We start from the raw sequence: 11,133 nt of genomic DNA, 5'->3' as shown, positions 1-11,133 counted from the left end.
CCTTATTAAGGGGGGTGCCGATAGGCGGGGGGATCTACCCTTATTAAGGGGGGTGCCGATAGGCGGGGGGATCTACCCTTATTAAGGGGGGTGCCGATAGGCGGGGGGATCTACCCTTATTAAGGGGGGTGCCGATAGGCGGGGGGATCTACCCTTGATAAGGGGGGTGCCGATAGGCGGGGGGATCTACCCTTGATAAGGGGGGTGCCGATAGGCGGGGGGATCTACCCTTGATTGTCTTTAATCGGGATGACAGGATTCGAACCTGCGGCCCCTTCGTCCCGAACGAAGTGCGCTACCAAGCTGCGCTACATCCCGAAAATTTTCAGCTAAATCATCATAGCATATTCGGCCTTGAGTGGGTCGAGACTTGCTAGGATATTACAGATATAGGCAAAAATTATCGGAGTAGTTCAGGCGTGACGGTCAAACCAGAGTGGTTACGGGTGAAAGCACCGCAATGGCAGCGAGTCGGCAGTGTTAAGGAAGTTTTACGCGATTTAGGCTTAAATACCGTTTGTGAGGAGGCTTCCTGTCCCAATATCGGCGAATGTTTCCACGCAGGGACGGCTACCTTTTTAATTATGGGTCCTGCTTGCACTCGCGCCTGTCCTTACTGTGATATAGATTTTGAGAAAAAACCGCAACCTTTAGACTCCACGGAACCCCTGCGACTAGCGGCAGCCGTGCAACGTCTTGATCTTAATCATGTAGTGATCACTTCTGTCAATCGCGATGATTTGGCTGATGGGGGTGCTAGTCAATTTGTCCGTTGTATCGAGGAAATTCGCCGCATTTCCCAAAAAACCACCATCGAAGTGCTGATTCCCGATCTTTGCGGCAATTGGCAGGCTTTAGCTTTGATTCTTGCCGCTAAACCTGAAGTTTTAAACCATAACACCGAAACTGTTCCCCGTCTCTATCGTCGCGTGCGTCCCCAGGGTGATTACCAGCGTTCTCTAGAATTATTGCAGCGCGCCCGCGCCATTGTTCCCGCTACCTACACAAAATCGGGCATTATGGTGGGATTGGGGGAAACCGACGAGGAAGTTCGCCAAGTCATGGGCGATTTACGGGCCGTCGATTGTGATATTCTCACCATCGGGCAGTATCTGCAACCATCGCCAAAACATCTCGGTGTGCAGGAATTTATTACCCCCGAACAGTTCCAAGCTTGGCGCGAATACGGTGAGTCTCTGGGATTTTTACAAATTGTTGCGAGTCCCTTGACAAGAAGCTCTTATCATGCTGAACAAGTCAGAGCCTTGATGAATTTGTATCCGCGAGAGTCTTGAGATGGGGCAGCAATTGCTGAAAAGCTCGTCCTCGGTGGCTGATTTTTCTTTTTAATTCCGGAGACATTTCCGCAAAGGTTAAAGCGTATTCGGGGACATAAAAAATCGGATCGTAACCAAAACCACCTTTACCCCTAGGACTGGTGAGAATTTCTCCCGTACAGATTCCTGTGGCGCTCAAGGCAATCTCACCATCGGGACGTGCGATCGCAATTACACAGACAAAACGGGCCGAACGATCTTGATTATCTCCTAATTCTCTGACGAGGCGATCGATTCTTTCTCGATCATTTTTACCATAGCGGGCCGAGTAAATCCCCGGGGCATTTCCTAACCCGGTTACTTCCAATCCCGAATCATCAGCGATCGACCATTCTCCCAATGTTAGGGCAATTTGAGCAGCTTTTAAATAGGCATTTTCGGCAAAAGTCGCCCCAGTTTCCTCTATCTCTAAATCATCGGGTTTTAACTGCAATTCTAGGTCGATATCGGTTAAGTATTCCCCTATCTCTGCTAATTTACCCGGGTTACTCGTGGCTAGAATTAATTTTTTCATCGAAAATAATCGGTTGGAAACCCCGGCCTAAAAGGACGGCTTGACGTTGAGAATATTTCACTATACACTAAAGCCACAGTGAAAACTTTTAACTCCCTGACTGCTTTGGATCGGACGGACATTTCCCCCTGATTATTGCCAGGATTAAAGTTAAGAATGGGTTCTTTAAAATTCCCATTGACTGAAAGACTCAAAGACAAACAGATCAAGGAATTACAAATACATCCAAAATACTCGGCTCGCTGGTTTGACAGCAATTGTCTTTTTGAAAAAATTTTCACCACCAGAGATGAAAGAGGTTTCCTTCCCCACACCCCACACCCCACACCCCACTCCCTACACCCCACTTCCCCACTTCCCAATTCATAATTCCCACTTCCCCACTCCCCACTCCCCAATTCATAATTCATAATTCATAATTCATAATTCCCATCTCCCCACCCCCCCCCACACCCCACTTCCCCATCACCTCATCCATGACACCAGATAGTTTTCGCGTCAGTTTTGCTCCCTTATCTTTGCCGGAAGTATATCAATTAGCCGACGATGGGGCTAATGGTGCTGTTGTACTAATGAGTGGCACTGTACGGGAGCAAACCGACGGTAAACCGGTTATTTGTCTTGATTATCAGGCCTACGAACCCATGGCGATCGAGGTTTTCCGGCAAATTGCCGGGCAAATTCGGCAAACCTGGCCCGATACCAATCGAGTTGTCATTCACCATCGCACCGGTAAGCTACAAATCGGGGAAATTAGCGTCTTAGTAGCGGTGGGTTGTCCCCATCGAGGGGAAGCTTTCGCAGCCTGTCGTTATGCTATTGATACTCTCAAGCATAATGCCCCCATCTGGAAAAAAGAATACTGGTCTGATGGTTCTAGTCAATGGGTTAGTATTGGCGCTTGTGAACTAGAAAATCGATAAGTAGCTGGTTATAATTAAATTAAAAATGGATTTTAGGTTCGATCCCCCCTGCCCCCCTTGATAAGGGGGGTGCCGATCCCCCCTTAGTCCCCCCTTGATAAGGGGGGTATCTGACAACTTTTAACGCCTACCTACTTAAATGGGGTTAAGGATGGGTAAATAAACCCATCCTCGGAATAATTAGGCCGCTATGGCGGTTTTTTCCGCTATTAATGCCTCTTGGCGTTGGAATTCGGCTAATTGTGCCGTAATTTCATCCCGGACAATCTGACGGTATTCCAGGAAATGCTCGTTGTGGGCGCAGACAGTGATATAGTGTTCGGCATTGGCGGGATTATGGCGCAAAATACCGAATAAATTCTGCCAGAATTTCCAGCGAGTGGAACGTTTAAAGCCCTGTCGCCAGATAATTACCCCTAGGGCATAGAGATCGGCCCGGCGAGGCAGTTTAAAGGCAGGTTTAGCTTTAGGTGCGCCTAATTTCAGGAAACAGCGATAGGTGCGATCGAGAAATACCTCCGGATCGTACAATGTCCAGAAGGCTTCAATATATTCTGTGGCAATATCTTCGATCGGCCGGGTGGGAACGAAATTCATCAGGGTACTTTGGTTAATGTCCTGTTTCCCCGTTAATCGTAGTCGTCCTTCTTTTTCCAAGCGAGTCCATAGGGCAGTATTGGGTAAAGCTTGTAACATTCCAAATAGAGCCGTGGGAATGGCTGCTTCTTCGACAAAATTAATGATGCGATCGGCCGCTCCTTTTTTCTCGCCATCAAAACCGATGATAAATCCCGCCATAGGGCGCAATCCAGCTTTAATAATCTTTTCTACCGTCTCGGTTAAAGAACTACGGGTATTTTGGAATTTTTTGGTTAATTGTAAACTTTCTTCGTCGGGGGTTTCAATACCTAAAAAGACCGCATCAAAATAACAATCGACCATCATAGCCATTAATTCGGGATCGGCGGCTAAATCCACCGACGCTTCCGTGTTAAACCGGAAAGGATACTGGTGTTCTTCTTGCCAAACCTTTAATTCTTTGAGGAGTAATTTAACGTTGCGCTTGTTACCGATAAAATTATCATCCACCATGAACACGCCCCGGCGCCAACCTAATTCGTAGAGATAATCTAATTCTTTTAATAATTGTGCTGGGGTTTTGGTGCGGGGTTTACGACCGTAGAGAACGATAATATCGCAAAATTCGCACTGGAAGGGACAGCCCCGCGAAAACTGCACCGACATGGAATCATAAGCTTCAAAATCGAGCAGATCGTAGCGGGGGATCGGGGTAATTGTCACATCGGGTTTTTCTGTGGTGCGGAAAACACCCTTGGTTTCTCCTTTTGCCAATGCTTCCACAAACATCGGGATGGTGATTTCTCCCTCATCGAGAATCAGAAAATCGGCCTCAGCAACTTCATGGGGGATAGAAGTGGGATAGGGACCCCCCACGGCCACCAGTTTACCCCGTTGCTTGGCTTCGTGAATTTGCTCGATTAAATCTTGACGTTGGACAATCATGCCGGAAAGAATCACTATTTCGGCCCAGTCCCATTCTGCTTCTGTCACCGCCCGAATATTGCGATCAACCAGTTTAAATTCCCATTCCTGCGGTAAAATCGCCGCCACCGTCACCATACCCAGGGGGGGAAGTAAGACTTTGCGATCAACTAATTCCAGAATTTTGTTATAAGACCAGAAAGTCGGCGGAAAAACGGGATAAATCAGTAAGGCGCGCATATTCACTCCTCGCTCGATGGCGATCGATTCTTGACCTTTCGCTTGATTGTAATCTTTTTCGGTCAGGGATGGGAAAACGGTTATTTAGTCCTAGAACTAAGATCAGGCTTGATTTTCGGCCGCCATTGCCCACCCTTGACCCTACCCCCATAAAAGTTTATGGTCAACATCAATAAAATTTATGTAAAGAAATGTTGCATAGTCTGAAAAGTTATGTTACATTAAATATCAAGCACTTGACTCAAACGCAATTTTCTTATAGGAAGGCAATTCACCATGGATAAGCAAGAAAACAAACTCGGCTTCACCGCTTTCGCTGAAAACTGGAATGGTCGTTTAGCCATGCTCGGTTTCGTTATTGGCGTAGCTACGGAATACTTAACCCACAAAGGCATCCTTGCTCAATTGGGCCTAATGTAATTTCAGCCTCGATTGCTGTGCATCTACAATCATCTTGCATAAATTATCAAAAAAGGGAGGAGCATCGCTCTTTCCCTTTTTTAGTTGCAGGTTGGGGATGGGGGAGTGGGGTGATAGGGAAGTGGGGTGATAGGGAAGTGGGGAGTGGGGAGTGGGGAGTGGGGTAGATGATGTGCCAGAAAATCTCTCAAGTAACCTTGTTTGAGAACACTTGTCGGCAATTCCCGTCCATGGTTAATTAAGAAAAATAAACTGTAGCGAAATATACTGTTTTCCCGTGTTCTAATGGGGATAGATAGGGGGAAAAAAATCATGTCGAAATCACTCTTTACTGATGCCAGCAGTCGCCTAGAACGCGCCCTTAAGTATGTCTCCATTTCCGATGATGCGATCGAGCGGTTAAAATATCCCAAAGCTAGTCTCAGTATCTCCATACCCGTCCGTATGGACAACGGCACTTTAAGAATCTTCCAAGGCTACCGCGTCCGCTACGATGACACCCGCGGCCCCGGCAAAGGAGGGGTGCGCTATCATCCCAACGTCAGCATTGATGAGGTGCAGTCCCTGGCCTTTTGGATGACCTTTAAATGCGCCCTGCTGGATTTGCCCTTTGGTGGGGCTAAGGGCGGTATTACCCTCAATCCGAAAGAATTGTCAAAAGCTGAGTTAGAACGCCTTAGCCGGGGCTATATCGAGGGTATAGCCGACTTTATTGGTCCCGATGTCGATATTCTTGCCCCCGATGTCTATACCAACGAGATGATCATGGGTTGGATGATGGACCAGTACAGCATCATTCAGCGTAAAATTAGTCCGGCGGTGGTGACGGGGAAACCTTTAACCATGGGAGGCAGTCGCGGTCGCGATACGGCGACAGGAACGGGGGCTTTTCATGTTATTCATTCTCTTTTGCCGAAATTAGACAAAAAACCAGCTAATACTACCGTAGCCGTCCAGGGATTCGGTAACGCTGGGGCTGTAGTAGCGGCTCTCCTCGCCAAAGCCGGTTATCAAGTGGTGGCGGTAAGTGATTCCCAGGGCGGCATTTATCGGGAAAAAGGCCTAGATATTGCCAGTATTCGTCAGTATAAACAGGAACATCGCGGGATTACTGCTATTTACTGTCAGGATACCGTCTGTAATATCGTAGAACACGAGGCGATTAGTAATGAAGAATTATTAGCCCTAGATGTGGATGTTTTGATTCCAGCCGCCCTAGAAAACCAAATTACCGCCGAAAATGCCGATCGCGTGCGGGCAAAATATATCTTTGAAGTGGCCAATGGTCCCACTACCTCAGAAGCCGATCGCATTTTAGACTCAAAAGGGATTCTCGTTTTCCCCGATATTCTGGTTAACGCCGGTGGGGTAACGGTGAGTTATTTTGAATGGGTGCAAAATCGCAGCGGTCTTTATTGGCAATTAAACGAGATCAATGAGCGCTTAAAAGAAAGAATGGTGACAGAAGCCGAAAAAGTCTGGTCTTTCGCCCAGGAATTCGATATATCTCTGCGTACCGCCGCCTACGCCCACGCTATTGATCGTCTCGGAGAAGCCCTAGATGCCAAGGGAACCCGCGACTATTATCAAAATAAGACGAGAGCTTAAGGTCGGCAGCAGTCGGTCGTCGGTCGTCGGTCGTCAGTCGTCAGGAAATAAATAGGGTGATAGGGTTTTGGGGTAATAGGGTGATAAGACAGCTTCCCCACTTCCCCACTTCCCCACACCCTGTCCCCAGGAAAAACTTTTTGCCGCAAACCCTAAATATGGTCGAGCATGATGCCAGTTCAATTATCGTTGCCGTTGTATCATCAACTTTCTCAACCAGAGGTGATTGAATACTTGACCAGCGATGGGTCAACGGGCTTATCAGCAGAAGAAGTGGCCAGTCGCTACGAAAAATATGGCCCGAATGAACTGCGATTTAAGCCGGGGAAACCAGCTTGGTTGAGATTTTTGCAGCAATTTCATCAGCCGCTACTCTATATTCTCTTGCTTGCGGGTACTATTAAGGCATTTTTAGGGTCTTGGACGAATGCCTCGGTGATTTGGGGAGTTACCCTGATCAATGCCATTATTGGCTATGTGCAGGAAGCTAAGGCGGAAGGTGCGATCGCTTCCTTGGCCAAAGCCGTAACCACAGAAGCGACGGTGTTGCGAGAGGGACAAACCCTGCGGATTCCATCTCGGGATTTGGTGCCGGGAGATATCGTTTTATTGGTATCGGGGGATAAAGTACCAGCGGACTTGAGGCTGCTGAAAGTCCGCAATTTGCAGGTGGATGAGTCTGCCTTGACTGGGGAATCCTTGCCCGGGTCAAAAGCGATCGAACCCTTACCCGGGGATACGCCCCTAGCAGAAAGGACAAACATGGCCTACGCAGGGAGTTTCGTTACCTTTGGACAGGGCAAAGGGATTGTTGTCTCTACGGCCAATGCCACCGAAGTGGGGCAGATTTCCCAGTCGATGGAAAGCCGAGTCAGCCTTAGCACACCCCTGACCCGTAAATTTGCCCAATTTAGCCGCACCCTACTCTACACAATTTTGACCCTAGCAACCTTGACCTTTACCATCGGGTTAGGACGGGGGAAATCTTGGATCGATATGTTTGAAGCTGCCGTTGCCCTGGCAGTGAGTGCGATTCCAGAAGGGCTGCCGGCAGTGGTAACGATTACCTTGGCCATTGGAGTCAACCGCATGGCCCGTCGTCATGCGATTATTCGTAAACTGCCCGCAGTGGAAGCATTGGGGAGTGCGACCGTCATTTGTTCCGACAAAACCGGAACCCTAACGGAAAATCAAATGACTGTACAGTCCATTTATACCGAGGGGCAATATTACGCCGTTAGTGGTGGTGGCTATAGTCCCAAGGGCGAAATTAGTCTGATTACCGATGGCAACCCTGGCAGCCCATTTGCGGACGAATTGCCCCCGGCCCTAGGGGATTGTCTGGTAGCTGGTTTGCTTTGTAATGACTCCCAGCTAAAACAAACGGGAGAAGATTGGTCAGTGGTGGGGGATCCTACGGAAGGGGCGCTGATTGCGGCCGCTGCCAAAGCAGGTCTCAGTCAATTGGGGCTATTGTCTTTAACCCCACGATTGGATGCAATTCCCTTTGAATCTGAGTACCAATACATGGCAACCTTGCATGATGGCATACCTCGTCTGATCTATGTTAAGGGATCGGTTGAGTCGCTGATGCGTCGTTGTTCCCAGATGATCGATCGCTATGGTCAGATGACTGCGCTGAACGCCGAACAGATCGAGCAAGCGGTAGAAACGATGGCAGAGCAGGGTTTACGGGTGCTTGCCTTCGCCAAAAAAGCAGCGGCGACCCATCAGCATTCTATCGACCATGAGGATATCGAAACAGGCTTGGTGTTTCTAGGATTACAGGGCATGATTGACCCGCCTCGTCCAGAGGCGATCGCTGCCGTTCATGCCTGTCAAACTGCCGGAATTCGGGTCAAGATGATTACTGGTGATCATCTTGTCACGGCGCGGGCGATCGCGGAACGGATGGGCATTAAAACGGCAACACAAGTCTTAGCATTTGAGGGAAAACAATTAGCGCAAATGGATAATCATCAACTGGCCCGAGCGGTTGAAGATGGATCGGTATTTGCCAGGGTTGCCCCTACCCAAAAACTGCAACTGGTGGAAGTACTCCAGTCTCAAGGAGAAATCGTGGCGATGACGGGCGATGGTGTTAATGATGCGCCGGCTCTCAAGCAGGCGGATATCGGCATTGCCATGGGGAAAGGAGGAACGGAAGTCGCCAGGGAATCTGCTGATATGCTCCTCACTGATGATAACTTTGCCTCGATCAAGGCCGCTGTCGAAGAAGGACGCACCGTTTATCAAAATTTACGCAAGGCAATCTCCTTTCTCTTACCTGTCAATGGTGGCGAATCGATGACCATTCTGATCAGTACTTTACTGGCACGAGATTTACCCATCCTCTCCCTACAAGTACTCTGGTTGAACATGATCAACTCGGTCACGATGACTGTTCCCCTGGCCTTTGAAGCAAAATCCGACCGCATTATGCAGTCACCACCACGCAATCCCAATGAACCTTTGATCACCAAAAAACTATTGCGCCGAATTTTGGCTGTTTCATTGTTTAACTGGATTCTAATTTTTGGTATGTTTGAGTGGGCTAAATCGACCACAGGAGATATTGCCGTTGCCCGCACAATGGCAATTCAATCCCTTGTGGCAGCACGGGTTATCTATCTGCTCAGTATCAGCCAATTAGGGATGAGCCTAGTGGACTACCTGCGTCGTCAGTCAACGTCGATTACTAATGCACCGATCCTAATTTTGGGGATTGTGGCTGCTGTTGCCCTACAAATTTTGTTTAGTCAATGGGGGGTGATGAACAGTCTGTTTGCAACGGCGACCCTAACCGGTCATCAATGGCTAATCTGTTTGTTGCCGATGCCGCTCATGGTACTTTGGGCAATTTTTGCCAATGTTATCGATCCTCCTCATTGTCACGGGAAATAACTAGGGTTTGCGGCAAAAAGTTCTTCGTGGGGACAGGGTGTAGGGTGTAGGGTGTAGGGTTTTACCGATTTTCACCTGGTCAATTACCTAATTTTCAGGGAAAAAGTCCCGGAATTTTCCCCCCAATCACTCCAATGGTCGGCACTTTTTGAGGGAAAAAAAGTCTAAAAACCTTATCCAACAAGGTTGTTAGATTTATTCAGCCAGCCCTAACTAATCGTCAATTCTTGACCGCAACTACCAAGACTGGCGGTTTTTATTCCCCTAATTGCCAGGTTATCTCTTCACCCGCTCGTAACGGCACCAGTCCGGATTCGGGAAATGGCAATTCATCGGGAATGCGCCAAGGGGTTTTGTTTAATGTGATTTGTTCGGTATTTCGGGGGAGTTGATAAAAATCTGGACCGTGAAAGCTGGCAAACCCTTCCAGTTGCTCAATTGCATCGACACTCTCAAAAGCTTCTGCGTACAACTCTAGAGCGTGCAGGGCTGAATAACAACCCGCGCAGCCACAGGAACTTTCTTTGCTGTAGCGAGAATGGGGCGCACTATCGGTCCCTAGAAAAAACTTGGGGTTGCCCGATGTGGCCGCTTGCAAAAGCGCCAAACGATGATCCTCTCGTTTCAAAATCGGCAGGCAATAAAAATGGGGACGAATGCCACCGGTAAAGAGAATGTTTCGGCTAAATAATAAATGTTGGGGCGTAATTGTGGCGGCGACATTGTTGTTAGCAGATAGAACAAACTTGACCGCATCGGCAGTGGTAATGTGTTCAAAGACGACCCGCAGTTTCGGAAATCTTGTTATCAGTGGGATTAAGTGCTTCTCAATGAACACTTTTTCTCGATCGAACACATCAATATCACCATCGGTAACTTCTCCGTGCAGTAGTAGCGGCATATCCAGCTGCTCCATGGCCGCAAAAACGCAATCGCACCTACGAAGGTCCGTCACCCCCAAGTCGGAATTAGTTGTGGCACCGGCCGGGTAGTATTTCACCGCTTTGACAAACTGGGAGGCTTTCGCCGCCATGATTTCTTCGGGACTGGTATTATCGGTGAGATAGAGGGTCATCAATGGCTCGAACTGTTGACCCTCTGGAACTGCTGCCAGAATGCGATCGCGATAGGAGGCAGCATCAGCCACCGAGCGCACTGGGGGCTTTAAATTCGGCATGATAATGGCACGGGCAAACTGACGCACCGTATGGGGGAGAACCGCTTTCATTGCCGCACCATCGCGGAGATGAAGGTGCCAGTCGTCGGGTCGAGTGATTGTGAGTCTTCGCATTGTTCAATCATACTACGGTTAGGGTTCCCAACTCACCCAACACAATAAGCTGCCCGCGTATTTAAATTGCTTGTTGAGATGAGGCAAGAGGCAACAGGCAAGGGGCAACACCTCCCCTTGCCCCTTGGGTCGTTTCATTCTCTCTTATATCATTCTCTCAAATCCTTATCTGGCAACGTTTTTAGGCGATTTCTCGGAAATACATAGCTGAAAATTTTTAAAAACGTCGTGCTTTAGACATCTCCAAAAATTATAAGTAGGGTTTGCTGAATAACTGTGAAATACTTATGATATAAGGATTACAGCCATATTAAATTCCCAAAAAGTCAAGAAAAAGGGACAGAAAACGGCTAAAATTGCTAAAATACCCTTGCACTTATCCGACAAGAACAT

Annotated in this window: 8 protein-coding genes and 1 tRNA gene; 5 read left to right on the top strand and 4 right to left on the bottom strand. The window is 48.2% G+C overall.

What is annotated here, in order from left to right; translation table 11 throughout:
- Nucleotides 1-244: 244 nt before the first annotated feature.
- Nucleotides 245-318 (bottom strand) — tRNA-Pro (locus IM509_RS15680).
- A 71-nt stretch (nt 319-389) separates the two neighbouring features.
- On the opposite strand from IM509_RS15680, the gene lipA reads away from it, so the two are divergent.
- Nucleotides 390-1,295, top strand: a complete 906-nt coding sequence (gene lipA, locus IM509_RS15675; RefSeq protein WP_072927917.1) for a lipoyl synthase — start codon at nt 390-392, stop codon at nt 1,293-1,295.
- Here lipA and rdgB read toward each other — a convergent pair.
- Nucleotides 1,258-1,851: an RdgB/HAM1 family non-canonical purine NTP pyrophosphatase gene (rdgB, locus tag IM509_RS15670; protein WP_072927920.1), complete on the bottom strand. Its 594-nt coding sequence runs from the start codon at nt 1,849-1,851 to the stop codon at nt 1,258-1,260. The genes lipA and rdgB overlap by 38 nt on opposite strands.
- A gap of 476 nt (nt 1,852-2,327) precedes the next feature.
- On the opposite strand from rdgB, the gene IM509_RS15665 reads away from it, so the two are divergent.
- Nucleotides 2,328-2,774, top strand: coding sequence for a molybdenum cofactor biosynthesis protein MoaE (locus tag IM509_RS15665; protein ID WP_185237575.1), 447 nt, complete (start codon nt 2,328-2,330; stop codon nt 2,772-2,774).
- Nucleotides 2,775-2,954: 180 nt separating this feature from the next.
- Here IM509_RS15665 and IM509_RS15660 read toward each other — a convergent pair whose 3' ends face one another.
- Complete coding sequence (locus IM509_RS15660) at nt 2,955-4,517, bottom strand: B12-binding domain-containing radical SAM protein (protein ID WP_052275333.1); 1,563 nt, start codon at nt 4,515-4,517, stop codon at nt 2,955-2,957.
- A 258-nt stretch (nt 4,518-4,775) separates the two neighbouring features.
- Here IM509_RS15660 and IM509_RS15655 point away from each other — a divergent pair, with 258 nt between their 5' ends.
- The 3 genes from IM509_RS15655 (at nt 4,776) to IM509_RS15645 (ending at nt 9,449) form a co-directional block, all read left to right on the top strand.
- Complete coding sequence (locus tag IM509_RS15655) at nt 4,776-4,937, top strand: CAB/ELIP/HLIP family chlorophyll-binding protein (protein WP_487353236.1); 162 nt, start codon at nt 4,776-4,778, stop codon at nt 4,935-4,937.
- 312 nt (nt 4,938-5,249) lie between these two features.
- A complete protein-coding gene (locus IM509_RS15650) occupies nt 5,250-6,545 on the top strand; it encodes a Glu/Leu/Phe/Val family dehydrogenase (RefSeq protein WP_185237574.1) in 1,296 nt (431 codons plus the stop codon).
- Between the two features lie 171 nt (nt 6,546-6,716).
- Nucleotides 6,717-9,449 (top strand): cation-transporting P-type ATPase, encoded by a 2,733-nt coding sequence (locus tag IM509_RS15645; protein ID WP_185237576.1) that lies wholly within the window; start codon nt 6,717-6,719, stop codon nt 9,447-9,449.
- A gap of 256 nt (nt 9,450-9,705) precedes the next feature.
- Here the strand turns inward: IM509_RS15645 and pyrC are convergent, their stop codons facing one another.
- A complete protein-coding gene (gene pyrC, locus IM509_RS15640) occupies nt 9,706-10,740 on the bottom strand; it encodes a dihydroorotase (RefSeq protein ID WP_052275335.1) in 1,035 nt (344 codons plus the stop codon).
- Nucleotides 10,741-11,133 lie beyond the last annotated feature (393 nt).

It is taken from the genome of Microcystis sp. M31BS1 (assembly GCF_020245285.1).
Taxonomy (GTDB): Bacteria; Cyanobacteriota; Cyanobacteriia; order Cyanobacteriales; family Microcystaceae; genus Microcystis; species Microcystis panniformis.
Note: the sequence above shows the minus strand (reverse complement) of the source record. Positions and strands in the feature narration are given on the sequence as shown.